The sequence below is a fragment of the Zoogloea sp. genome (genome assembly GCF_041914405.1).
Taxonomy (GTDB): domain Bacteria; phylum Pseudomonadota; class Gammaproteobacteria; order Burkholderiales; family Rhodocyclaceae; genus Zoogloea.
This window is the reverse complement of record NZ_JAYSDK010000039.1, coordinates 16230-39502: the sequence shown is the minus strand read 5'-3', so window position 1 is coordinate 39502 and position 23273 is coordinate 16230. Positions and strand designations below refer to the sequence as shown.

The following is a 23273-nucleotide window of genomic DNA, read 5'->3' as shown; positions in this document are numbered from 1 at the left end:
GAGGGGGCGGGCGACCGTCCCGGGCAATCCAGCTGCTAATCATAAACGACGGAAGGCATCGATCCGGGCGATAATCCGTACTTTCACAGGCAATTCCGGAGAATCGAGTCATGCGTCGAGTCACGCTTACCCAGTTTTTGATCGAACAGCAGCGCAAGGGCCTGATGGGCGCCGATCTGCGCCTGCTGATCGAAGTCGTTGCCCGCGCCGTCAAGGCCATCGCCGTCAACGTGTCCAAGGGGGCGCTGGCCGGGGTCCTTGGTGAGGCCGGCAGCGACAACGTGCAGGGCGAAGCCCAGAAGAAGCTGGACGTGATCGCCAACGACATTCTGATCCAGGCAAACGAGTGGGGCGGCCACCTGGCGGCAATGGCCTCCGAGGAAGTCGAGGAGATCCGGCCGATCTCCGGTGACTACCCGAAGGGCGCCTACCTGCTGCTGTTCGATCCCCTCGACGGCTCCTCCAACATCGACGTCAACATCTCGGTCGGTACGATCTTTTCCGTGCTGCGCTGTCCGGAGGGTGTGACGTCGCCTACCGAAGCAGACTTCATGCAGCCCGGCACCGCCCAGGTGGCGTCCGGCTATTCGGTCTACGGCCCGTCCACCCAGCTCGTGCTGACTGTTGGTGATGGCGTGCATGGTTTCACCCTTGACCGGGAAATGGGCAGCTTCATCTATACCCATCCGTACATGACGATCCCCGAGGACACCAAGGAATACGCCATCAACGGCTCCAACGAGCGTTTCTGGGAAGCCCCGGTGCAGCGCTACGTGCGTGAACTGCGCGAAGGCAAGGAAGGCCCGCGCGGCAAGGACTTCAACACCCGCTGGGTGGCCTCGATGGTGGCCGACGTGCACCGCATCCTGACCCGTGGCGGCATCTTCATGTATCCGCTCGACAGCAAGATGAAGGACAAGGGCGGCAAGCTGCGCCTGATGTACGAAGCCAACCCGATGGCGATGATCGTCGAGGCCGCCGGTGGCGCAGCCACCACTGGGCGCGAGCGCATCCTCGACATTCAGCCGACCAAGCTGCACCAGCGCGTGCCGGTGGTGCTCGGTTCGAAGAATGAAGTGGAACTGGTGACCCGCTACCACCAGGAAGGCTGACCGTCTTTTTTGCATGACAACCGGGCCCGAATGGCGGGTCCGGTTGAATCGTTTCTGTCGCGCGTGGTCGAACCGGGCATATGCAGCTCTTGCCTGGTGATGACATGACCGCGCCGTTCGATCCCTCATGCCTGTCTTCCAATGCCGACCTGACTGTCCTGCGCCGGCGGATCGAAGACGCCGCCCGACGACCCGAGGCGGAGGCGCTGGCGCCGCTGATTGACGCCGCCCGTTTCTCTGACGTACAGGCCACGCGCATCTCGGCGCTTGCCGAATCCCTCGCCGCAACAGTGCGCAGCACGCGCCGCCTGGCCACGGGTGTCGATGCGCTGATGAACGAGTTCTCCCTCGACAGCAATGAAGGCGTGGCGCTGATGTGCCTGGCCGAAGCCCTGTTGCGCATTCCCGACGCGGCGGGGCGCGATACCTTGATCCGCGACAAGTTGTGCCATCGGGACTGGGCGGGTCACATTGGCCATAGTCCGTCCCTGTTCGTCAATGCTGCGGCCTGGAGCCTGGCGCTCACCGACCGCCTGCTGACGCCCGACGACGAGCGGCGCATGCCCGGCGCCTTGCTTGGCCTGCTGCAGCGGAGCAGCGGCGCGTTGGTGCGCGAGGTGATTGAGCGGGCGATGCGCCTGGTCGGCCAGCAGTTCGTCGTTGGCGAGACCATCCACGAAGCGCTCGAGCGTACGGCTAGCGGCGCCGCAGCGAGCTATCTGTACTCCTTCGACATGCTTGGCGAGGCGGCCATCACCGCTGACGATGCGGCCCGTTACGCCACCGCCTATGCCCAGGCTATCCATGCCGTGGGCGAGAGCGGGCGCTGGCACGGCGTCCAGCAACGCAACGGCATCTCGATCAAGCTGTCGGCCCTGCATCCCCGTTATGTGTGGTCCCAGCAGCGCCGCGTGATGCGCGAGCTGGTGCCGCGGGTCCGCCAGCTGTGCCTGCTGGCCAAGGCCCAGGACATCAGCCTGACCATCGACGCGGAGGAGTCCGATCGTCTCGAACTGTCCCTCGACGTGCTGGCCGCATTGGCTGCCGATCCTGCGCTTGCCGGCTGGCAGGGGCTTGGTTTTGTCGTGCAGGCCTACCAGAAGCGCGCGCCGGCGCTTATCGACTGGCTCTTGGCGTTGGCCCGCCAGCACCGCCGGCGACTGATGGTGCGCCTGGTGAAGGGCGCTTACTGGGATGGTGAGATCAAGCGTGCCCAACAGGAAGGATTGAGCGACTACCCGGTGTACACCCGCAAGGCGCACACCGACGTCGCCTACCTGGCCTGCGCCCGGGCCTTGCTGGCGGCGCCGGATGCGCTGTTTCCGCTGTTCGCGACCCATAACGCCCATACCGTTGCCGCAGTGCTTGAAATAGGCGGCTCCTTCCGCCCGGGCGACTATGAGTTCCAGTGTCTGCATGGCATGGGGGAGACCCTGTTCCAGCAGATCGTCCAGGCCGACGATCCGGCCCTGCGCCGCCCGGTGCGGGTATATGCCCCTGTGGGTAGCCACGCCACGCTGCTGGCCTACCTGGTGCGCCGGCTGCTGGAGAACGGGGCGAACAGCAGTTTCGTGAACCGCGTGGTGGACGAGTCGGTGCCATTGTCCCGGCTCGTTGCGGACCCCGTACCCGGTGTCGAGGAAGCCGGTGCGAGTCCCCACCCGCAGATTCCGCTACCGGCAGCACTGTATGCGGGACGCCGCAACAGCCGCGGCTTCGATCTGGCGGCGGCAGGTGTGAGGCGGGCTTTCCTCGCCGCGCTGGAGCGTAGCCGAGGCGAGTTGCTGCAGGCGGGCCCTCGGCTCGCTGCGGACACCGTTGCTGGCGGCGATGAACGGCGGGTCGTCAATCCGGCGCAGCTCGACGAACTGGTCGGCGTGCTGCGCCGGGCCAGCGCAGCGGACGTGGAGGCTGCGCTGCAAAGTGCCCTGGCTCAGGCATCGGGCTGGGCCGCCGATGCGGAGCAGCGCGCCCTGTGCCTGGAACGGGCCGCCCTGGCACTGGAGGCGCGCAGCCATGCGTTGGTGGCCTTGATCGTGCGCGAGGCCGGCAAGACCTTTGCCGCGGCCCAGGGCGAGGTCCGTGAGGCGGCGGACTTCTGCCGCTACTACGCCAGCTGCCTGCGTGCTGGAGACCTGGCGGGTAGCCGTCCGCTGGGTCCGGTGGTGGCTATCAGCCCGTGGAATTTTCCGCTAGCGATCTTCGCCGGGCAGATCGCTGCGGCGTTGGCGGCCGGCAATCCGGTGCTGGCCAAACCCGCGGAGCAGACATCCCTCATCGCGGATCAGGCCGTGGCCCTGCTGCACGAAGCCGGTGTGCCGCGCCCGGTGCTGCAATGCCTGCCCGGGCCAGGCGGGCGCATAGGTGCTCAACTGGTGGCAGACCCGCGGATCCGCGCAGTGATGTTTACCGGCTCGACCGCGGTTGCAGAGGGTATCCACCGGGTGCTGGCCAGCCGTGGTGACGTGCCGCTGATTGCCGAAACGGGCGGCCTCAACGCGATGATCGTCGATTCGACCGCCTTGCCCGAGCAGGTCGTTGCCGACGTGCTGAGCTCGGCCTTCGACTCCGCCGGCCAGCGCTGCTCTGCGCTGCGCCTGCTGTGCGTGCAGGACGACATCGCCGGGCAGGTGCTTGAGCTGCTCGACGGGGCGATGGCCGAGTTGAGCGTCGGCCGCCCCGACGACTTTGCCACCGACGTGGGCCCGTTGATCGACGCCGCCGCCCGCGTGCAGATCGACGCCTACGTGGACGCGATGCGTGCCAACCGCTACCGGGTACTGGCCCGCAGCTTGCCGGACGGCTGCCTGAAGGGGCATTTCGTGGTGCCCACGTTGATCGAGCTGAACAGGCCGGATGAATTGAAGCGGGAGGTCTTCGGCCCGGTCCTGCATGTGGTGCGCTACGCGGCGGGCGAGCTCGACGCCTTGCTCGATAGTCTGGTCGCCAGCGGCTACGGCCTGACGCTGGGTATCCAGTCGAGGGTGGAGGCCTTCATCGACCGGATCGTCCGGCGCATGCCGGTCGGCAACGTGTACGTCAATCGCAACATGATCGGCGCCGTGGTCGGCGTACAGCCCTTCGGTGGCGAAGGCCTGTCGGGTACCGGGCCGAAGGCCGGTGGGCCTCTGATCCTGCGCCGTCTGGTATGCGGCGCGCCACCGCCCATGCCGGATCTGCCACGTCCTGCAAAGCCGGCGCTCGACGTGCTGGAGGCTTGGTTGACTGGCCCGGCACTGCCCTCGCCCGACGAGGCCTGGAAAGCCGAACTATGCGAGCGGATCGCGGCTTACCGCAGGGCCTCCCTGGCCGGTGTGAGCGTGCCGTTGCCGGGCCCGACGGGCGAGCGCAACACGCTCCATTTCCACACCCGTGGCGCTGTCCTGGGGCTGGCGGACCGCCCGGCCGCATGGTTGCACCAGCTGGCGGCGGCGTTGGCGACCGACAATCGCATGCTTTTGCCGGCGGAGGATGAGGCTGCCGCGGCGTGGCTGGCGTCTCTGCCGGAGGCGCTCCACGCTTGGGTTGAACCCTGCGCCAACGTGCTGACCTGTGTGTGGGTTGCCGTGCTGGCCGATCTTCCGACTGCGGAGACGGCTCACTGGCGGCAAGCCTTTGCCGACAGGAGCGGGGCGATCCTGCCCTTCCTGGTGCCGTCACCGGACTACGCACTGGAGTGCCTGGTCCATGAGCGCTGCGTCACCGTCAATACCTCCGCAACCGGCGGCAACACCGGCTTGCTGCGCCTGGGGGACGCGTAGGGCACGGTGCCAGTGGCGGAACGCGGATGGAATAGGGGCTGCTAGAATCCGTCCGTGCTGCGCCGCTCCCTCACCCTTCGCTTGCTGGTCGCCTGCCTTGTTCTCGGGGCGGCGGTTTCGGTTCAGGCGGCTGACACCCGCGTCGAGCTGGTGGCGCCGGACGAACTTCGGACGCTGCTTGAAAAGCACGTGGACTTCCTCGACCAGCGGCCGGAAGGCGGGTTGGACGAAGGTGGCCGGGTAGCCATCCTGCGCCGGGCGCGCAAGGAGATCGGCGAGATTCTGGCGACTGAAGGCTACTTTTCCCCCTCAATCGAGAGCGCCGAGGCGGGCGATACCTTCCGTATCGTCGTAACGCCGGGGCGTCGAACCATGATTGGTCAGGTCAATCTGCATTTCAGTGGCGACGTGAGCCGCGCGGAAGGCGAGCGACCAGCCCGGATCGAGGCCTTGAAGGCGGCCTGGGGCCTGCCAGTCGGCCATCCCTTCCGGCAGGCTGATTGGGACTCCGCCAAGCAGCAACTGATGGATGCCCTGGGCGCCCGCGATTACGCCGCGGCGAGCATCACTGCCAGCCATGCGCTGATTGACCCGGAGACGGCCAGCGCGACGCTGAACGTCGACATGGACTCCGGGCCGTTATTTCGCTTCGGCCAGCTCGACATAAGCGGCCTAAGCAGCTACGACCCGTCGCTGATCGAGCGCTACCAGCCGCCAAAGGCTGGCGAGCCCTACAGTCTTGACCGCCTGCTGCGCTTTCAGACCGCGCTGCAGAACACGCCGTATTTCGCCTCGGTGGTGGTGGATGTGGACCGTGAGTCCGCCACGCCGGATGCGGCGCCGCTGCGCGTCCAGCTCACCGAAGCCCTGCCGCGCCGCCTGGGCTTCGGCGTCGGCGCTAGCAGCAACACCGGCTACCGGGTCGAGACGACCTATCGGGATGCCCATTTCTTCGACCGGGCCTACAACCTGGTCAGCGGTATCCGCCTCGAGCAGCGCCGCCAGCTCGGTTACGCCGACGTGTTCCTGCCGCCGTCCCAAGCTGGAGACCTGGACAGCGTCGGTGTGCTGGCCGAGCACACCGACATCTCAGGGCTGCAGACCCAGCGCCAGTCCATTGGCGTGGTACGCACAATCCCCCGCGGCAATATCGAGAACCGCCTGTCCCTCAATTTCCAGCACGAAACCCTGACCCCTGACGGCAGCCTTCCGTCCAGCCGCAAGGCCCTGGCCGCCAACTGGTCTTGGACCCGTCGGGCAGTGGACAATATCCTTGACCCGCGGGCCGGCCAGGTGCTCAACCTGCAGGTTGGTGGCGCGGCCCAGGTGTTGCTGTCCGACCGCAACTTCGCGCGCTTCTACGGGCGCTACCAGCTCTTCGTGCCGGTTGCCAAGCGCGATGTGCTGATCCTGCGGGCGGAGGGCGGCGTCACTGTGGCACCGTCCCGTGACGGCGTGCCGCAGGATTTCCTGTTCCGCACCGGCGGCTCCCAGAGCGTGCGCGGCTATGCCTACCAGAGCCTTGGCGTGCGCGATGGCACGGCGACGGTTGGCGGGCGCTACCTTGCTGTGACCAGCGCCGAGTACGTGCATTGGTATTCCGGTGACTGGGGCGTGGCGACCTTCGTGGATGCAGGCAATGCGAACGACGAGCGCCAGCTGTTCAAGATGAACTTCGGCTATGGCTTCGGCCCGCGCTGGAAGAGCCCAGCCGGCCCCATCGCACTGGATCTCGCCTATGGCCAGCGGGATCACCGGCTGCGCCTGCAGTTCGCAGTAGCGATTGCCTTCTGATACCGCACAACTTTTGCTTGGATCGGGGCTCCAACGCAAAACGCCGTACAAAACCGACAAAACCCCAGCGGGAGCCCCCATGCCCAACCGACTGCAGCACGAAACCTCACCCTATCTCCAGCAGCATGCCGACAACCCGGTGGACTGGTGGCCCTGGTGCGAGGACGCCCTCGACCTGGCCCGCCGGCAGGATCGGCCGATCCTGCTGTCCATCGGCTACTCGGCCTGCCACTGGTGCCATGTGATGGCCCATGAGTCCTTCGAAGATCCCGAAGTCGCCGCTGTGATGAACCGCCTGTTCGTCAACATCAAGGTGGATCGGGAAGAGCGCCCCGATCTCGACCAGATCTACCAGGCCGCCCACCAGATGCTCGCCCGGCGCGGCGGAGGCTGGCCGCTGACCGTGTTCCTAGCGCCGGACGGCAACCCCTTCTTCAGCGGCACCTACTTCCCGAAGGCGCCGCGCTACAACTTGCCGGGCTTTCCGGATCTGCTGCAGCGGGTCCATGAAGCCTTCATGACCCAGCGCCAGGCCATTGACGAGCAGAACCAAGGGCTGCGTGCCGCCTTGGCCCGCAGCGAGGCGACCGGCAGCGCCCATCCGTCGGAGTTCACTACCGCGCCCTTACGCGCCCTGCAGGAGGGGCTGGCGTCTACCTTCGACGAGGAGCATGGTGGTTTTGGTGGCTCGCCCAAGTTTCCCCATCCTGCCGACCTCGATTTCCTGCTGCGCCGCTTTGCCGCGACCGGTGATGTGGCTGCCCGCGATATGGCGCTGAAAACCCTGCGAGGCATGGCGGAAGGCGGCATCTTCGACCAACTGGGCGGCGGCTTCGCCCGCTACAGCGTGGATGGTTGGTGGAACATTCCCCACTTCGAGAAGATGCTCTACGACAACGGGCCCCTGCTCGCACTGTATGCCGACGCCTGGGTGCTCACTGGCGAGCCGCTGTTTGCCCGGGTGGCAGAGCGCACCGCCGAATGGGTGCTGAGGGAGATGCGCTTGCCGGAAGGCGGCTTCGCATCCTCGCTGGACGCCGACTCGGAACACGAGGAGGGCAAGTTCTACGTGTGGGACAAGGCGGAGGTGCACGATAGCCTCGACGATCTGGAGTACCGCGTGCTGTCCCAGCACTATGGCGTGGCGCGGCCACCCAACTTCGAGGAGAAGCACTGGCACTTCTACGTAGCGAAGCCGCTCGCTGGCGTCGCCGACAAACTCGGCATGACGCTCTCCGATACGGAGGTAGTGCTGGAGCGCGCGCGTGCCAAGCTGTTCGCCCGCCGGGAGGGCCGCGTGCGTCCTGGCCGCGACGACAAGCTGCTGGTCAGCTGGAACGCGCTGATGATCCACGGCCTGGCCCACGCTGCGCGCATTTTCGGTCGTAACGACTGGCTGGCGGTGGCGACCCAGGCCATCGACTTCATCCGTCGAACCCTCTGGCAGGACGGCCGTCTGCTGGCGACCTACAAGGACGGACGGGCTCACCTGAATGCCTACCTGGATGACCACGCGCTTCTGATCGCCGCACTGATAGAAAGCCTGCAGGCGGCCTACCGGCCGGAGGATCTGGAGTTTGCCGAAGACTTGGCCGATGCGCTGCTCGACGCCTTTGAGGACCGGGCGGGCGGCGGCTTCTTCTTCACACGCCACGATCATGAGGCGCTGATCCATCGCCCGAAAAGTGGCCACGACAATGCAATGCCATCCGGCAACGGCGTCGCCGCGCAGGTCTTCGGGCGGCTCGGCCACCTGACCGGTGAGACGCGCTACCTGGCGGCCGCTGAGCGTACGTTGCAGGCCTTCTTTCCGGCGATGAAGGTCAGTGCAATGGGCTTTGCAAGCATGGCTGTTGCGCTGGCTGAGCACTTGCAGCCGTCGTCTCTGCTGGTTTTGCGGGGCGGATCGGCGGCGCTGCCTGAATGGTCGCGCCGGGTGATGGGAGATTACAGGCCTGGCCTGCTGTGCGTAGCCTTGCCGCCGGGCGTGCGCGAGCTTCCGCCGGTCCTGGACAAACCGGCCGGCGAGACCGTCAACGCCTGGCTGTGTTCGGGCGTTACTTGCTTGCCCCCGTTTGCTGCCTGGCCGGCGCTTGATGCCGCACTCGCGGCAATTGGCAAACCCGAAGGCGCGGCGTAGACTCCGCGCAGCTTTTTTCTGCCACACAACTCGAGAGGATCACAATGAAGAAACTCGTTGCTGTCGCCGCCATCGCCGGTCTGATGGGCACTTCCGCCGCTTTCGCCGATGCTGGCGCAGATCTGGCCAAGGCCAAGAACTGTCTGGCTTGCCACGCCGTGGACAAGAAGGTTGTCGGCCCCGCCTACAAGGATGTGGCTGCCAAGTACAAGGGCGACAAGACCGCCGAAGCCAAGCTGATCGAGAAGGTCCAGAAGGGTGGCTCCGGTGTCTGGGGTCAGGTCCCGATGCCCCCCAACCCGCAGGTCAACCCGGCCGAAGCCAAGACCCTCGTGGCCTGGGTGCTGAGCCAGAAGTAAGCCGCCGGCTTTGCCGTTGCACAAAAAACCAGCCCTCGGGCTGGTTTTTTGTTTTTTGGCCTCAGCTGCTCAGTGATGTCCGGCAGCTTGCGAGGAATGGACGTTCTTGGCATCCGGCGTCTGCTCCCAGCCGCCGCCCAGGGCGAGGAACAGGCCGACTTGATCCAGGGCCAGTTGGCTGTCCGACACGGCGAGAGCCGCATCTGCGCTGGTGAGGCTGCGCCGGGCGTCCAGGTCATTGATGTAAGGCGCGCGGCCGCCGCGGTACAGGGTTTCGACCTGGCGGGCCGCTTCGGCGGCTTCATCGCGTGCCTTGCGCAGCGCGGCATTGCGGTCGAGTTCGCGGGCATAGACTGCCAGCGCGGTTTCAGTGTCGCGCAGGGCGCCGAGCACCGCGCCGTCGAAGCGAGCCAGTGCGGCTTCGGCGCCGGCCTTGGCGATCTCGATGCGGGCGTATTCGAGGCCGCCGGGAATCGTCCAGCTGATCAGCGGGCCGATGCCCCAGCGTTGGGTGTCGGGCTGGCCGAGGTCGTGCAGTAGGCCGGTGAGGCCCGCAGTCAGGCCGATGGACACCGTGGGGTAGAGGGCCGCCGTCGCCACGCCGATGCGGGCGGTGGCGCTGGCGAGCCCGCGTTCGGCCTGGCGGATGTCCGGGCGGCGCTTGAGCAGGGCGGTGCCGTCGCCGACCGGGATCGGTGCGCTCAGCTTTGGGAGCTGCGTGCAACTGGCGAGGGCCTGCGGGAACTCCGCGGGCGGACGGCCTGTGAGCGCAGCCAAGGCGTATAGCGCGGTGCTGCGGCGGGCGTCGTAAGTGGGCAGTGAAGCGCGGATCTGCTCCACCTGAGCCTTGGCGCGGGTTACGTCGGTAACTGTCCCGCGTCCAGCGTCGGCCAGCTTGCGGGCGACGTTGAGATTGTCTTCCTGCTGCTGCAGGGCCCGTTTGGTGACTTGCTTCTGGTAACCGGCCGAGCACGCTTCGACATAGGCGCGCGCCACGTCGGCGGCGATATTGACGCGCACCAGGTCGACGGCGGCCTGGCTGGCTTCGGCGTCGGCTTCGGCCGCTTCCGTCAAGCGCCGCAACTGGCCGAACAGGTCGAGCTGGTAGGCGGCTGCCAGGCCACCGATGCCGAGGCTCATCGGCGGGATGTTCTCCTTCAGCAGATAGGCCTGGCCGGCGACCTTTTCGCGGGCCACGGCGCCGCTCAGGCGGGCTGCGGGCTCGCTGGCCGATTCGGCCTCGGCGACGATGGCGTGGGCCCGCGCGAGGTTGGCAGAGGCGACGCGCAGCTGGGTGTTGGCTGCGAAGGCGGTCTCGATGAGCCCGTTGAGCGTGGCGTCGTCATAGAGCTTCCACCAGTTGGCGGGCAGGGGCTCGCTGCGGACGCTGGCATTGCTGCTGCCGACGAAGGCGCCTTGCGCGGCGGGCAGGTTGATGGCGGCCTTTTCCGGCACATGGTAGTCGGGGCCTACCGTAGTGCAGGCACCCAGGCCAAGGGCGAGGCCGAGCACGCCGAGGGTGTGCAGGGCTTTCATTTGGCGGCTCCGCCCGTGGTCGCCGAGCCAGCGGACGTTGTGGTCTCGCTCTTGCCGTCCTTGTTGACGATGGCCACGGTGGCGGTAAGGCCGGCGACCAGTTGCAGATCCTTCGGTACTTCGTCGAGGGCGATGCGTACCGGAATCCGCTGGGCCAGGCGCACCCAGGTAAACACCGGGTTCACGTTGGGCAGCAGGTTGTTGCCGTTGGCGCGGTCGCGATCCTCGATACCGGCCGAGATGCTCTCCACGTGGCCGCGCAGTTCCTGCTCGCGGCCCATGATGCGGATCCTGGCGGGCTGGCCGATCTTGACGCCCTGCAGTTTGGTTTCCTCGAAGTAGCCGTCCACGTGGAAGGAATGGGTGTCGAGCACGGCGAGCACCTGCTTGCCGGCGGTCACGTAGTTACCCGAGCGCAGGGACAGGTCGCTGAGGTAGCCGTCCACCGGCGCGACAATCTTGGTGCGGGCCAGGTTGAGGGCCGCCAGATCCCGGTTGGCGATGGCCTGGGCGAGCTGAGCCTCGCCGAGCTCCACTTTCTCGCGGCTCTGTTCTACGGTTTCCTGCGCCACCAGGGCTGACAACTGGGCGTTGCGGCGTGCCTCGCGGCGAGCCTGCTCAAGATTGGCGCGCACGGTGGCAACTGCCGCATCGGCCTGCTTCACGGCCAGGCGATAGCGCTCAGTGTCGATCTGGAAGAGTTCCTGGCCTTGCTTCACAAACTGGTTGTCATGGATCGCCACGTGGGTGACGAGGCCCGAGACATCGGGCGTGACAGGCACGATGTCGGCGCGCACACGGCCGTCGCGGGTCCACGGTTCGACCTGGTAGTGATCCCACAGGCGCTGGGACGCGAAGAGGGCAAGGATGACCGCCGCGAGGGTCACGGCGATCCGGAGGAGCTTAAGATAAAGCGGTTTCACGGGAGCATTACCTTCAATCAAAAGGAGGGCATGGGCAGGCGGATGACGAGGGACCAGACGATCATGAACACTGCGGCGTCGAACAGGGCAGGATGCCAAACGATGCGGTACAACCCGACCAGAGAGAAGACGCGGCGCAGCAGGAAGGAGAAGACGAAGGCGAGGGGCGTCGACACGAGGATCGACGAAACCAGCACGCCGTCGAGGTTGAGTTCCCCGATCATGTGGAAGATCCTTTCATCAAGAGCGGGCCGGCAGCCTGATAGGCCGTGGCCTTGGGAAACAGGTTGCCGCGCAGGCCGACCATGGCCGACAGGCCGGCAAGCTTGGCCGTAGAGGGAGGCTCTTCGGCAATCGCGTGCAGGGCGTGGTCGATGTCGACGAGCAGACTGGCGGGGGCTTCAGACAGGCCGCCGGCTGAGCGCTGCGAGTAGTGTTCGCCGACGCCGGCCAGGGCACGTTCGGTCAGGTCGCGTGTGGTGGCCTCGAAGCCCGGGCTGGCTTTCTGCAGGCTGACCAGGTTCATCCCGATGCGTAAGTCATGAAGGACGTCGACGCCGCGCAACGCTCCGCTCTGGGACACTGCGGCCAGTTTCGGGGTCAGCAGGGTCAGGCGGTCGAGCAGGCGGCCGGCCAGGGCGATGGGCTCGGCCGATGCGCCGGCCCGGGCGTGGTGGGCGAGATCCCGCCAGTTGTGTCGCAGTAGACGGCGTGCGCTGGTCTCGACGCTGATCGAGCGCATGAAGCCGGTGACCCACAAGGCGATGAGCACGCCGACGAACATCGCGGTATTGACGTTCATGAAGTCGGCGAAGTCCTGGTGGCTCAAAGTTTCCTGCAGGGCCAGCGCGTTGCAGAAGCCGGTAATCATGGCCATCGCGGGCACCAGGGTGCGCGGTGCGGCCATGTAGATGCCCATCGGCAGCAGGATCGGCGCCAGCACCAGCACCAGCATCGGGAAGTCGCTGACCTGGGGCATCACCGTGAACTGAAACACCGCGGCGATCGGCAGCGCCACCAGGTTGAAGATGCCGAAGCTGGCGATGGTCGGCTTTGGGTCGTCCATCGTCGCAAAGAAGCAGCACACCACCGCGGCGATCATCGCCGCCGCCGCGCCGTCCCGCCAGCCGCTCATGATCCACAGGGCGCAGCACAGCAGCACCGCAATGCTGGCGGCTGCGGCGGACAGCAAGGCCATGCCGTAGTCGCGATGAAGGGGCCGGTGTTCGCGGCTGCCCACCTGTTCGGAGAGTTCAGCCGACAGGGGTTTGCCACGACGTACGTGGTCCAGCAGGGTGTGGCTGTCGCCCAGTGTCTCGACGAGGTCGACCAGGCGGGTCAGCAGGCTGGCGGAAAGCAGCGTGGCCCAGTCTGCGTCGTGGGGCGTGGCGGCCGCCACCGATTTCAGTTCGGTGAGCAAGGGATCAGCCTGGTCCCTGTCGGCGCCGCCGGAGATCCATGCCGCAACGGCATCGATCAGCCGGGCGACCGCGGGTGACAGGGCGTGGCCGTCGGCCCGCAGGGCGCTGAGCCGGTCGTTCAGACCGTCGATGATCGGAATCAGGACCAGCGTGCGGGTGTGCAGCGCATGGACGACGTTGGTGATCTCGCGCAGGTTGGAGGTATCGAAGGGCAGGTGTTTGGAGAGTAGGTGGATCTCCGTTTCCGCCGCGGCGAGCTGGCGGCGCTCCCGGTCCGTTTCGGCGGCGCTGCGTTCGTGCAAGACGTCGAGGGCCCACTGGTCGGCGCTGCCTAGCCAGCTGGTGAGGCGGGCGACCAGAGGGCCGCCGACCGGCCGCGGAAAAATGATGCTGTGGACGACGGTGGCGCAGACGATGCCTATCGAGATCTCCTCGAAGCGCGCGATGGCTACGTCGAAGATCAGGTCCGGCGTGTTGACGCTCGGGAAGGCGATGATCGCCGCGGTGTAGCCGGCCAACATCAGCACGTAGCTGCGCGGGGTGCGGTCGAGCAGGGAGATGAACAGGCAGGCGCCGATCCACAGCGCGATCGCCAGGCACAGTAGTACTGGTGAGTCCACCAGCGGCGGGACCAGCAGCAGCGCGACCGTGGTACCGACGAGCGTTCCGCACAGCCGGAAGATCGCCTTCGAGCGCACGGCGCCGGCCAGGGGGTGGCTGACGATGTAGGCCGTCATCATTGCCCAGTAAGGCCGTGGCAGGCCGATGCTGAAGCCCACGTACAGGGCTAGCATCGCCGCCGCGAAGCTGTTGAAGGAAAACAGCAGTGCGCTTCGTTCGAAGCGCAAGGCCGTTAGCAGCTTATTCATCGCTGTTCCCGGGATGCAGTGCAGCATCGAAGGCGGCGAACACCCGCAGGGCGGCGTCGAGGTCTTCGTCCGCCACACGGGCGAGGAGCTTGCTGCGTAGTTCCTCGATCAGCTTTTCGACCGTGGCGGCCATCATGTGGCCCTGTTCGGTGAGGTACAGCAGCCTGGCTCGTTTGTCGCCTGCATCGCCGCGGCGCTCGATCAGGCCGGCCAGGCACAGTTGGTCGAGCAAGCGGCCCAATGAAGGGCCTTCGATCCCCATGTCTTCGGCCAGTACACCGTGGCGCACGCCGTCGCCAAGGCGGCTCAAATGGATGATCGGCAGCACCCGCGCGTCCGACAAACCGTGGGCGAGGGCGGCATCATTGACGGCGCGGCGGTAGATGCGCGACAGGCGGACGAGATTGCTGGTGACAGCGGCTTCACGAAGGATTCGGGTCTTGTCCATGATCGGAACAGGTGTGAGAGCGACAGCGCTAAATAATATATAGCAAGCTTTCTATATTTTTGCTGTGCCGCACACTGTGTAAAACCCTTACATGGGCAGGGCTGGCCACGCGGACCATCACCGAGAGTATTTCGCTCCATTCCTTCGTGTTGCGAACTTGCAACACTCCGATGCTGCTTCGCATCCAAAAAACAACGCTGTCCTTGCCCTGTGCTTTGCCGAGCGCTGACAATGCAGACCAACTTCTCGTTAGAGAGGTGAAATTGGTCGGCCCTGCGCAAGCAGTGCGTGCCAGTCTTCAATCAAGAGGAGAAACATATGCAAAAGAAACTGATCGCTCTGGCCGTTGCCGGCCTGGCCTCCACCGGCGCCTTCGCTCAAGCTAACGTTACCGTTTACGGTATTGCTGACGGCTCCTTCGACGTCGTCCGTGTTTCCAACACCAACGGCAACTCCGACCTGGGCAACACCACCCGTGTTTCCTCCAACTCTTCCTACATCGGTTTCAAGGGCGCTGAAGCTCTGGGCAACGGCCTGACCGCTGTGTTCCAGTACGAAAGCGGTGTTGGTTTCGACAACCAAGGCGCTCTGGGCACCACCCGTGACAGCTTCGTTGGCCTGGCCAGCAACTTTGGTACCGTGGTTCTGGGTAACCTGACCGGCCCGACTCGTGCTCTGGGCGTGGCTCTCGACGTCAACGCTGGTGCTACCGGCATCGGCGGCAACGCTGCTCTGCTCGGCAAGCTGGGTAACAACCTGGTTGGCACCACCGACTCCACCGGCAACTACGCTGCGGGTGGTTCCTGCGGTCGTTCCTCCACCTGCGCGTCGATCTTTGACACCCGCTGGAAGAACGCTATTGCCTACGTTTCCCCGACCTACTACGGCCTGAACGTTACCGCCGCTTACGTGGCTAACGAAAACAAGACCTTCCACAACATCAGCACCGCCGCTGCTAACACCACCGGCTACGATGTGGGTCTGAAGTACGCCAATGGCCCGATCATGGCTGCTGCCACCTACAACGCTGTTAGCCTCGGCAACGACGCTGGCACCAACGTTGGTGACTTCCGTATCGGTGGTTCCTACGACTTCGGCATCGCCACCGTCCGTGCCCTGTACGACCGTGCCCGTGCTGACCACTTCGGTGGCGCCAAGGTTACCCAGAACGTCTTCGGTCTGGGCGGCACCTTCAACGTGACCCCGGCTGGCAAGATCCTGGCTCAAGCCTACTTCGCGGGCGACCTGAAGGCTAATGGCTCCAGCGCCAGCGACACCGGCGCCAAGCTGTTCGAAATTGGTTACGAGCACAGCCTGTCCAAGCGCACCATGCTGAAGGCTGTGTACGCTCACCTGAACAACGACAACAACGCTCGTTACGATTTCGGTAACAACGCTGTTGGCCTGAGCACTGTTGCTGGCACCACCGGCGCTACCGTTCAGGGTATCCAGCTGGGCCTGCGTCACTCCTTCTAATTCAGACTTAGTCTGAATCGGAAATTGACGGGCACCTTAGGGTGCCCGTTTTTCATGGGTTTGTCGTTCGGTGTAGTGAGGGACTGACCCAAAAGCAAATGGCCACCGTTTGGTGGCCATTTGCTTTTGGGGTCTAGAGAAGCTTTATCGGTCGATCTGCACCAAGTTGTCCCGATGGATCAGCTCCGGCTCTTCCGAAAAACCGAGCAGCTCCTCGATTTCGCTCGATGCGTGGCGGGCGATGCGGCGGGTGTCGTTGCTAGCGTAGTTGATCAGGCCGCGGGCGACTTCCTTGCCGCTTTCGCTACGGCAGGCAACGACGGAGCCGCGGAAGAATTCGCCTTCAACGGCGATCACACCGATCGGCAGTAGACTCTTGCCATCTTTCAGGGCTTCGATGGCGCCGGTGTCGAGCGTCAGGCTGCCGGCCAGTTGCAGGTGGTCGGCTAGCCACTGCTTGCGGGCCGCCAGCGGCGTGCTGGTGGCGTAGAGCAGGGTGCCGATGCTGTCGCCGGCGGCAACGCGCAGCAGTGCGTCTGTTTCACGGCCGCTGGCGATGCAGGTGTGGGCGCCGCTGCGGGCGGCGCGCTGCGCTGCTCGGACCTTGGTGATCATTCCGCCCTTGCTGATGCCGGTGCCGGCGCCGCCGGCCATGGCTTCTAGGGCTGTATTTTCGGCGCGGTCCTCGGAGATCAGCGTGGCAGCCGGGGCCTTGCGCGGATCCGCGGTGTATAGGCCTTGCTGGTCGGTCAGGATGATCAGCGCGTCGGCGTCGATCAGGTTGGCAACCAGCGCGCCGAGGGTGTCGTTGTCGCCGAATTTGATTTCATCGGTGACGACAGTGTCGTTCTCGTTGATGATCGGCACAACGCCCAGTTCGAGTAGTGTGACGAGGGTCGACCGGGCGTTGAGGTAGCGCGTGCGGTCGGCCAGATCCTCGTGGGTCAGCAGAATCTGTGCGGTGTGCAGCCCATTCTGCGAGAAGACGCTTTCGTAGGCCTGGGCAAGGCCCATCTGGCCGACGGCTGCCGCCGCCTGTAGTTGGTGCATTTCCTGAGGGCGGCTGGTCCAGCCCAGGCGCTGCATGCCGGCTGCGATGGCACCGGAGGAGACGAGGACGATTTCCTTGCCGGAGGCAGCCAGGGCGGCAATCTGCCGGGCCCAGTCGGCCAGGGCTTCGACGGCCAGGCCTTCGCCGTTGTTGGTGACGAGGGCGCTGCCAACCTTGACGACTAGTCGGCGGGCGTTACGAATTGCGGATCTCATCGTCGTCGTCTTCGTCTTCGTAATCGGTTTGGTCGTCTTCGATGTAGTCGGCGTCGTCCGCTTCTTCCTCTTCATTGATGCCGGCGGCGGCGCGGGCTGCGGCTGCGGCATCGGCGGCTGCCTGGGCGGCAGCCTTTTCTTCGTCGAGGATGTCCTGGATCGCGAAAACCACTTCCTGGCAGCCGGCGCGGCTGATGGCGGATACCTCGAAATGGCGCTCCACAGGACCGTAGGCTTCGAGGAAGGCGGTGATGCGTTCCTTGCGTTCGTCGTCGTCGGGAATGAGGTCGAGCTTGTTCAGGACCAGCCAGCGGCGCTTGTTGACCAGTTCCTCATCGTACTTGCGCAGTTCCTCGACGATCGCGTGGGCATCGCGGACAGGGTCGGCCTCCGGATCGAAGGGTGCGATGTCCACAATGTGCAGCAGGATGTGCGTGCGCTGCAGGTGGCGCAGGAACTGGTGGCCGAGGCCGGCGCCGTCAGCGGCACCCTCGATCAGGCCGGGGATGTCGGCGATGACGAAGCTGCGGTTCTCGGAGGTGCGTACCACGCCCAGGTTGGGGGCGAGGGTGGTGAAGGGGTAGTCGGCAACCTTCGGTTTGGCGGACGAAACCGCGCGGATGAAAGTGGACTTGCCTGCATTGGGCATGCCGAGCAGGCCCACATCGGCCAGCACCTTGAGCTCCAGGTTGAGGCTCTTGCGTTCGCCTTCCTGGCCCATGGTCTTCTTGCGGGGCGCGCGGTTGGTACTGGTCTTGAAGTGCAGGTTGCCAAGACCGCCGCGACCGCCCTTGGCGATCAACACACGCTTGCCGTCGTGGTCCAGGTCGGCGATGACCTCGCCGGTCTCCTGCAGGGAGATGATGGTGCCGACCGGCATGCGCAGCTCGATATCGTCGCCGCCCTTGCCGTAGCAGTCGGCGCCGCGGCCGTTCTCGCCCCGTTCGGCGAGGAAGGTGCGCTTGTAACGGTAGTCGATCAGGGTGTTCAGGTTGCGGTCGCCGACGGCGTAAACATCGCCACCCTTGCCGCCGTCGCCGCCGTCCGGGCCGCCCATGGGGATGTATTTTTCGCGGCGAAAAGTGGCGGCGCCGTTCCCGCCGTCGCCGGCGATGACTTCAATACGGGCTTCGTCGAAAAACTTCATGGGAGCTTCCGGTTGGGGCGTTTGGTGATGCCCTGAAAGAAAAAAGCCCTATCCACAGATAGGGCTTTGAGCGTGCGCGAGCTGAAATTATTCAGCGGCGGCGGGCACGATGTTCACGGTGCGACGCTTGTTGGCGCCCTTGACGGTGAACTGAACGGTGCCTTCGGTCAGCGCGAACAGGGTGTGATCCTTGCCGATGCCGACGTTTTCGCCCGGGTGGTATTCGGTGCCGCGCTGGCGAACGATGATGTTGCCGGCGAGGACGAACTGACCGCCGTAGCGCTTGACGCCAAGGCGTTTGCTTTCTGAGTCGCGGCCGTTACGTGAACTGCCGCCAGCCTTTTTGTGTGCCATGTCGGATTCTCCTTAGGCCGAGATCGCGTCGATGCGCAGCTCGGTGTAGTTCTGACGGTGACCCTGATGCTTCTGGTAGTGCTTGCGACGACGCATCTTGAAGATCTTGATCTTGTCGTGACGGCCGTGGGAAACCACGGTGGCCGTGACGGTGGCGCCAGCCACAACGGGGGTGCCGATCTTGACCGACTCGCCTTCGCCGACCATGAAGACTTGGTCGAGAGTGATTTGCGAGTCCACGTCAGCCGGTATCTGTTCTACTTTGAGTTTTTCGCCGACGACGACGCGATACTGCTTGCCGCCGGTTTTTATGACCGCGTACATGGATGTACTCCGAGTAAAGAGTTTGCAGGAAACGCGCAAGTATACGTGAACGCGTAGCTGACGTCAAATCACCGTTGACATGCCGGCATTCATGGGAAGCGCAGCAGGATGCGCGCGCCGGCTGGGACATCGGAGCGCTCCAGATAGCCGATCAGATTTGGTATGTCGGTCAGCCACTGACGCGCCTCTGCAACCGAGCCCGCCTCCCGCGGTGGCAGGGCGCGACCGGTAAATACCTGGCGTGACCAGTAGGCCCGGATCTGAGCCGGGTTCTTGCCCGTGAGCTTCAGGTAGAAGTCGTCGCGCAGCATGCCGTTGGGCAGGTCGATGAGTTTGACCGGTGTGCCGTCGGCCAGCGTAGTGGTGTTGCCGAGGTAGAGGTTTTCGGCGCGTTCATGGTTCAGCTCGATGCCGGCGCTGCGGGCGCTGGCAACCAGCACGAGTTCCGCCTTGCTCAGGCCGGGGGCGAGCAGGGCTGCGACTGTCAGGAGGATTCTGGCCAGGCGCATGGGCTTTAGAAGATGAAGTCCACTGCCACGCTCAGGACGTGGGTCGGACCGTCAGGCTTCAGGTAGTCGCCCAACTGTTCGGGCAGGAGGACACCGAGTCCGCCTGGGCCGGGCTGGATGCGTTCGAACTGGGCCTTGATGGCCACATTGCGTCCCGTATCCCAGCGAAGGCCGGCACCGATACTGCGCTGGGCCTTGTTGCGCCCGGCATTGAAGGCGCTCAGGCCGTTGTCGAGTGCGCCCACGCCGGTGACGGCACTGCTGACCGGGGCGGTTTCCCGCTGGCGGGCAAGAGTGAGGTAGGGCGTGAGGCTGCCGATGCGGTAGCCGGCGGTGAGATACCAGCCGATTCCGGAGTCGATGTAGCGGTCCACATTGCGGCGGGCAACTTCGGCAATCAGCAGTAGGCGGTCCTGGTCATATTGCAGCCCCGCGGACATGAAACTGGCCTTGCCGTCACTGCCGGAAAGCTCGGGAACAATGGCACCGTGGCCGCTGGTCACGAGGGCTTGTTGCAGATTCTGGAAAAAAGCGTCGGACCAGCGCAGGGACATGTCGGCCCAGGCGTAGCTGATCTGCGCCGTGAGGCCGTTCCAGTTGAATGATGATTTCAGGCCGTGGATCTTGTCGAGATTGGCCGAGCCGCCGCGGATATTCATCGCGCTGTGCCCGGTGTAGGCATGCACTTCGACGTTGGTACTGCCGAACTGCGTGCGATACAGGGCGTCGGCGCCGTCGATGTCGGACAAGGGGTTCAGGCTGTAGACCTCGACCGGAGGCCGGATCCACGGATTCGCGTAATTCAGGTTCAGCGAGTCCGAGTACATGAAGAAGGGCAGGCGGGTGCGCCCGATCCGCAGAAGTAGTTCGGGCGTGGCCTGGTAGCTGACGAAGGCCCAGGTGACGCGTGGGTCGTAGCTGCCGGTGGGGCTTTTGCGGACGACCGATTGCAGGGTCAGGTCGAGGCGATTGCCAATCTGCAGGGATCCCTGCAGGCCGAGAACGGAGTCGACGGACAGGTCGAAGGCGGAGCGGGCGCCCGAGTCGCTGACACTGTTGGCGCGGAAAGCGCGCGCGGCATTGTCGGTTCGCGCCGCGCCCAGGGTGCCGAAGCCGGACAGGCTCAGCGGCGAAGGGGCGTCCGCGTGCACCGGCTGTGTGGCGAGGACTGCAAGGGACAGCAGCAGGGTCGTGAGTCGCGTCATGGGGCACTCCTCTGGGCTTCTAGCCGATGCCGGATCTGGTCGGCCGGTTCGGCTGCGGCAAACAGATAGCCCTGGCCGTAGTCGCAGCCCAAATCCCTGAGCATGTCGGCCTGGCTGGATGTTTCGATACATTCCGCGACCACGCTCATGCCCAGTTCGTGTGCCAGGCGGATGCTGCCGGCCACGATGGTGCGCAGGCGCGGCATGGTCTCGATCTCGCGGACAAAGGAGCCGTCCAGCTTGATCGTGTCGCAGGGAATCGAGTGCAGGTAGCTGAGGGACGAGTAGCCGGTTCCGAAGTCGTCGATGAGGATGCGCAGGCCCTTCGCCCGTAGCTTGCCGAGCTGATGCATCGCCAGTTCCTTGCGCGTGACGAGGGTGCCCTCGGTGATCTCCAGCTTGAGGGCGCCGGGGGGCAGGCCGTGGCGTTCGATGCAGGCGACGATCTGGTCGGCCAGATCTGGCTGGCTGAGCTGGCGCGCTGACAGGTTGACGCTGATCGACAGGTTCTGGTCTATCAGGCCCTGCTCGCGCCAGCGCTTCAGGCACACGCAGCTCTGCTCGAGCATCTGCATGCCGAGCTCGTGGACCAAGCCGAGGGATTCGGCGACGGGAATGAACACGTCCGGGCCGATGCGCCGGGCGCTGGCCTGAGGCCAGCGGACGAGGGCCTCGAAGCCGATCATGCGGCCGTCGCGCAGGTCCACGATGGGTTGGAAATGGGCGACCAGCTGACGCTCGTTCAGTGCCGCCCGCAGCTGGGATTCCAGCTGCAGGTCGCGGAGGACCTGCTGGTGCATGGCCGACTGGAACACCGTGATGGAGGCCTCTGCGCTGCTGCGGGAGCGGTGCATCGCATTGTCGGCATCGCGCATCAGGTCTTCGGCGCTGTGGAAGCCGCCGCTGCCGAGGACCACGCCGATGCGGGTCTTTGGGTAGAGCATGTGGCCATTGAGTTCGGCGTTTTCGGCCAGCCGGGTTTGCAGGTTTTCCGAGAAGCGGATCGCCTCACCGGCGTCCGGGATGTCGTTGAGCAGCACTGCGAACTGGTCGCCTGCTACCCGTCCGACCACGTCGCCGGGGCGCGCCAGCGCACTGATGCGCGATGCGACCAGGCGCAGCAAGTCGTCTCCGGCGGCGTAGCCGAGGCTGTCGTTCACCACATGGAAGCGTTCGATGTTGACGTGTAGTACCGCAAACAGATTGTCGGTGACACGGTCCGCGTGGCGCAGGGTGTTCTGCAGGTGCTCGACGAACAAGGCCCGGTTGGCCAGTCCGGTAAGGCCGTCGTGGAGGGCGTCGTGGATCAGCTGGTCCTCGGCGCGCTTGCGCAGGTGAATGTCGCTGATCGAGCCGGCCATGCGGATCGCCCGTCCGCTGGTGGGGTCGTAGACGGCCATGCCGCAGATGAGGATCCAGCGGTAGTCGCCGTCGGCATGGCGGATCCGGTGCTCGGCCATCAGCTGGGCGGATTCCCGCTTCAGGTGGGCGATCACGCGAAGGCGGAAGGGCTCCCGATCGTCCGGGTGAAGGTGGTCGATGATCGAGCGTTTGTCGTCGGTGAAGGCCTTGAAGGACAGACCGAGAATTTCGGCGAAGCGCGGCGCGAAATAGGTCTTGTTGTTGGCGATGTCCCAGTCCCACAAGCCGTCGTTGGCGGCCCGGGTGGCGAGGGCGTAGCGCTCCTCGCTGAGGGCCAGCTGGCGGGCGGTGCTTTCCAGTTCCTGAATGCGCGATTGCAGCGCGGCGGCCATGCGGTTGAAGTGGCGGCACAGTTGCGCAAGTTCGTCGTTGCCTTGCTCCGGCAGGCGGTGGGACAGGCGTCCCGCGGCGATGGCCTGGCTGCCGCGCAGCAGGCGCCCGAGGTTGCGGGTCAGCAGGTAGCCGATGGCCCCGAGCAGCAGCAGGGTGAGGAGAACTTCAACGCTGGCGATCGCGATGCCCTGATTGAGGATGCGTTGCTTGGCCAGGACCAGCGGGGTGACGGATACGCCGAACTGTACCGAGCCGACCTGGTTGTGCTCCAGCAGCACGGGGCGCCGCACATGGATCAGGGTTTGGCTCACATAGCTGCCAGCGCTGTCCTCGTTCGGCGGCGGCAGGACGTCCATCTCGGGCAGGCCGGCGCGGACTCGGAGCTGCCCCGTGCTGTCGGTGATGCGCACATAGATCAGGCCTTCCCGGCTGCCGCCGAGCAGTTCGCCAAGGGCGTCCTGCAGATCCTGGTAGCGCCCCTGCGGCACGTAGGCGGCGGTCACCACATTGAGCATGGCGGCGTTCTGGGTGATCAGGGTGCCGAGACTGCCCGTTGTTGCCTCGTTGATAAGTCGCCCGCTGTTGGTCAGCAGCAGGGTCAGCATGACCACCTGAACCACGGTGCTGGCCAGCAGCAGACGGACGCGGATCGATAGCTTGCTCAGCATCGTGTCGGGCCTTGGGTGGTTGTGGTGGGGCGGTAGATCGGGGTTCGCTGGGGCCGGAATGAATTGGGCATCGAACCGTATTCACTTGTACTCGGCTATTTTGCCAATAGCTTGAGTCAAGTGCATCTCTGATGGCATATCGAGTGTGGGTAATTCCACGGGCATTGGTCGTGGGGCGGCGGTGGGGCAAGCCGCCGCAGGCTTGC

Annotated in this window: 18 protein-coding genes; 6 read left to right on the top strand and 12 right to left on the bottom strand. The window is 65.2% G+C overall.

Annotated features, from left to right (window positions below):
* The first annotated feature begins 110 nt into the window (after positions 1–110).
* The 5 genes from ACE3RX_RS19750 to ACE3RX_RS19730 all read left to right on the top strand — a co-directional run bounded on the left by ACE3RX_RS19750 (position 111) and on the right by ACE3RX_RS19730 (position 9166).
* Positions 111–1112 (top strand): class 1 fructose-bisphosphatase, encoded by a 1002-nt coding sequence (locus ACE3RX_RS19750; RefSeq protein ID WP_374486678.1) that lies wholly within the window; start codon positions 111–113, stop codon positions 1110–1112.
* A gap of 104 nt (positions 1113–1216) precedes the next feature.
* Entirely contained in the window at positions 1217–4873 is a 3657-nt protein-coding gene (gene putA, locus ACE3RX_RS19745) for a bifunctional proline dehydrogenase/L-glutamate gamma-semialdehyde dehydrogenase PutA (RefSeq protein WP_374486677.1), read from the top strand.
* Between the two features lie 54 nt (positions 4874–4927).
* Positions 4928–6667, top strand: a complete 1740-nt coding sequence (locus ACE3RX_RS19740) for an autotransporter assembly complex family protein (RefSeq protein WP_374486676.1) — start codon at positions 4928–4930, stop codon at positions 6665–6667.
* A gap of 79 nt (positions 6668–6746) precedes the next feature.
* Positions 6747–8807, top strand: coding sequence for a thioredoxin domain-containing protein (locus ACE3RX_RS19735; RefSeq protein ID WP_374486675.1), 2061 nt, complete (start codon positions 6747–6749; stop codon positions 8805–8807).
* Positions 8808–8851: 44 nt separating this feature from the next.
* A complete protein-coding gene (locus ACE3RX_RS19730; protein WP_374486674.1) occupies positions 8852–9166 on the top strand; it encodes a c-type cytochrome in 315 nt (104 codons plus the stop codon).
* Positions 9167–9235: 69 nt separating this feature from the next.
* Here ACE3RX_RS19730 and ACE3RX_RS19725 read toward each other — a convergent pair whose 3' ends face one another.
* The 5 genes from ACE3RX_RS19725 to ACE3RX_RS19705 are packed head-to-tail and all read right to left on the bottom strand — an operon-like array spanning position 9236 to position 14363.
* Positions 9236–10702 carry an efflux transporter outer membrane subunit gene (locus tag ACE3RX_RS19725; RefSeq protein ID WP_374486673.1) on the bottom strand — a complete coding sequence of 489 codons (1467 nt, stop codon included), beginning with the start codon at positions 10700–10702 and terminating at the stop codon, positions 9236–9238.
* Complete coding sequence (locus ACE3RX_RS19720) at positions 10699–11625, bottom strand: efflux RND transporter periplasmic adaptor subunit (RefSeq protein ID WP_374486672.1); 927 nt, start codon at positions 11623–11625, stop codon at positions 10699–10701. Before ACE3RX_RS19720 ends, ACE3RX_RS19725 begins: the two co-directional genes overlap by 4 nt.
* 17 nt (positions 11626–11642) lie before the next feature.
* A complete protein-coding gene (locus ACE3RX_RS19715) occupies positions 11643–11849 on the bottom strand; it encodes a DUF1656 domain-containing protein (protein WP_079432871.1) in 207 nt (68 codons plus the stop codon).
* Positions 11846–13915, bottom strand: a complete 2070-nt coding sequence (locus ACE3RX_RS19710) for an FUSC family protein (RefSeq protein ID WP_374486671.1) — start codon at positions 13913–13915, stop codon at positions 11846–11848. The genes ACE3RX_RS19715 and ACE3RX_RS19710 overlap by 4 nt, the downstream gene beginning before the upstream one ends.
* On the bottom strand, positions 13908–14363 hold the full coding sequence (locus ACE3RX_RS19705) for a MarR family winged helix-turn-helix transcriptional regulator (RefSeq protein WP_374486670.1): 456 nt from the start codon (positions 14361–14363) through the stop codon (positions 13908–13910). Before ACE3RX_RS19705 ends, ACE3RX_RS19710 begins: the two co-directional genes overlap by 8 nt.
* A 318-nt stretch (positions 14364–14681) precedes the next feature.
* On the opposite strand from ACE3RX_RS19705, the gene ACE3RX_RS19700 reads away from it, so the two are divergent.
* Positions 14682–15839 (top strand): porin, encoded by a 1158-nt coding sequence (locus ACE3RX_RS19700; protein ID WP_374486669.1) that lies wholly within the window; start codon positions 14682–14684, stop codon positions 15837–15839.
* Between the two features lie 144 nt (positions 15840–15983).
* Here ACE3RX_RS19700 and proB read toward each other — a convergent pair whose 3' ends face one another.
* From proB to ACE3RX_RS19665, 7 genes are all read right to left on the bottom strand, one after another.
* Positions 15984–17105, bottom strand: a complete 1122-nt coding sequence (gene proB, locus ACE3RX_RS19695) for a glutamate 5-kinase (protein WP_374486668.1) — start codon at positions 17103–17105, stop codon at positions 15984–15986.
* Positions 17086–18252, bottom strand: coding sequence for a GTPase ObgE (gene obgE, locus ACE3RX_RS19690; protein ID WP_374486667.1), 1167 nt, complete (start codon positions 18250–18252; stop codon positions 17086–17088). The genes proB and obgE overlap by 20 nt, the downstream gene beginning before the upstream one ends.
* An 87-nt stretch (positions 18253–18339) precedes the next feature.
* The gene (rpmA, locus tag ACE3RX_RS19685) at positions 18340–18606 is read right to left on the bottom strand and encodes a 50S ribosomal protein L27 (protein WP_079432877.1); all 267 of its coding nucleotides are present in this window, start codon (positions 18604–18606) and stop codon (positions 18340–18342) included.
* Between the two features lie 12 nt (positions 18607–18618).
* Complete coding sequence (gene rplU / locus ACE3RX_RS19680; RefSeq protein ID WP_299863693.1) at positions 18619–18930, bottom strand: 50S ribosomal protein L21; 312 nt, start codon at positions 18928–18930, stop codon at positions 18619–18621.
* A gap of 89 nt (positions 18931–19019) precedes the next feature.
* The gene (locus ACE3RX_RS19675; protein WP_374486666.1) at positions 19020–19439 is read right to left on the bottom strand and encodes a hypothetical protein; all 420 of its coding nucleotides are present in this window, start codon (positions 19437–19439) and stop codon (positions 19020–19022) included.
* A 5-nt stretch (positions 19440–19444) separates the two neighbouring features.
* Positions 19445–20644 carry a porin gene (locus tag ACE3RX_RS19670; protein WP_374486665.1) on the bottom strand — a complete coding sequence of 400 codons (1200 nt, stop codon included), beginning with the start codon at positions 20642–20644 and terminating at the stop codon, positions 19445–19447.
* A complete protein-coding gene (locus ACE3RX_RS19665; protein WP_374486664.1) occupies positions 20641–23067 on the bottom strand; it encodes an EAL domain-containing protein in 2427 nt (808 codons plus the stop codon). Before ACE3RX_RS19665 ends, ACE3RX_RS19670 begins: the two co-directional genes overlap by 4 nt.
* Positions 23068–23273 lie beyond the last annotated feature (206 nt).

What these genes read in the sequence shown, in the direction of transcription:
- obgE (WP_374486667.1), bottom strand. Translation starts at nt 18,252, where the DNA reads ATGAAGTTTTTCGACGAAGCCCGTATTGAAGTCATCGCCGGCGACGGC.
- rpmA (WP_079432877.1), bottom strand. Translation starts at nt 18,606, where the DNA reads ATGGCACACAAAAAGGCTGGCGGCAGTTCACGTAACGGCCGCGACTCA.
- ACE3RX_RS19730 (WP_374486674.1), top strand. Translation starts at nt 8,852, where the DNA reads ATGAAGAAACTCGTTGCTGTCGCCGCCATCGCCGGTCTGATGGGCACT.
- ACE3RX_RS19665 (WP_374486664.1), bottom strand. Translation starts at nt 23,067, where the DNA reads ATGCTGAGCAAGCTATCGATCCGCGTCCGTCTGCTGCTGGCCAGCACC.
- ACE3RX_RS19715 (WP_079432871.1), bottom strand. Translation starts at nt 11,849, where the DNA reads ATGATCGGGGAACTCAACCTCGACGGCGTGCTGGTTTCGTCGATCCTC.
- putA (WP_374486677.1), top strand. Translation starts at nt 1,217, where the DNA reads ATGACCGCGCCGTTCGATCCCTCATGCCTGTCTTCCAATGCCGACCTG.
- ACE3RX_RS19705 (WP_374486670.1), bottom strand. Translation starts at nt 14,363, where the DNA reads ATGGACAAGACCCGAATCCTTCGTGAAGCCGCTGTCACCAGCAATCTC.
- ACE3RX_RS19735 (WP_374486675.1), top strand. Translation starts at nt 6,747, where the DNA reads ATGCCCAACCGACTGCAGCACGAAACCTCACCCTATCTCCAGCAGCAT.
- proB (WP_374486668.1), bottom strand. Translation starts at nt 17,105, where the DNA reads ATGAGATCCGCAATTCGTAACGCCCGCCGACTAGTCGTCAAGGTTGGC.
- ACE3RX_RS19700 (WP_374486669.1), top strand. Translation starts at nt 14,682, where the DNA reads ATGCAAAAGAAACTGATCGCTCTGGCCGTTGCCGGCCTGGCCTCCACC.
- ACE3RX_RS19675 (WP_374486666.1), bottom strand. Translation starts at nt 19,439, where the DNA reads ATGCGCCTGGCCAGAATCCTCCTGACAGTCGCAGCCCTGCTCGCCCCC.
- ACE3RX_RS19670 (WP_374486665.1), bottom strand. Translation starts at nt 20,644, where the DNA reads ATGACGCGACTCACGACCCTGCTGCTGTCCCTTGCAGTCCTCGCCACA.
- ACE3RX_RS19725 (WP_374486673.1), bottom strand. Translation starts at nt 10,702, where the DNA reads ATGAAAGCCCTGCACACCCTCGGCGTGCTCGGCCTCGCCCTTGGCCTG.
- rplU (WP_299863693.1), bottom strand. Translation starts at nt 18,930, where the DNA reads ATGTACGCGGTCATAAAAACCGGCGGCAAGCAGTATCGCGTCGTCGTC.
- ACE3RX_RS19750 (WP_374486678.1), top strand. Translation starts at nt 111, where the DNA reads ATGCGTCGAGTCACGCTTACCCAGTTTTTGATCGAACAGCAGCGCAAG.
- ACE3RX_RS19710 (WP_374486671.1), bottom strand. Translation starts at nt 13,915, where the DNA reads ATGAATAAGCTGCTAACGGCCTTGCGCTTCGAACGAAGCGCACTGCTG.